Annotated in this window: 1 pseudogene; it reads right to left on the reverse strand. The window is 58.6% G+C overall.

Annotation, left to right across the window (positions count from 1 at the left end):
• Positions 1–483 (reverse strand): annotated as a pseudogene (locus HAD_RS18710) (hypothetical protein); the annotation flags it as partial.

Here is a 483-nt window from a genome sequence, read left to right on the forward strand (position 1 = left end):
TCAGCAGGGATCACTGGCTTCAAGACCGCACGACCAGCCCTGCCACCAGGTGTCCTGGGCGTTCTCAACGGCGCCGATGTAATCAACCGCATCGAAGAAGGACGACACCGTGGAAGGATCCACCGCAGTGACTGCCGCTTCAGCCGAACCGTTCACGAATGTCGAGGTCAGCGTGTTGGCCACGTTCGTTGAGTTGTTCGCATCTGCGGCAACCGCACCATCCGCAGCCGCAGGGTCTTCTTTGGGTTGTTCACCGGGGGCTGGATTGGGGTTGGGCTGCACTGCGAGACCGCCAGCACAGTCGAACAGCACGGAGCTGAACTTTGGATCCGCACCTTCCTGATAGCCGGCGACGGCATTACCTGCGGAAGTCTGGAAGCGCATGCACTCCTTACCGTAGTCGACCACACCGTTGAGGTAGTGCCCCAGTGTTCCGGTATTCAAGCGGAACGCATTCGTCTGATTACCAACAAATGTGAAGTT

Source organism: Hyphomonas adhaerens MHS-3 (assembly GCF_000685235.1).
Lineage (GTDB): Bacteria > Pseudomonadota > Alphaproteobacteria > Caulobacterales > Hyphomonadaceae > Hyphomonas > Hyphomonas adhaerens.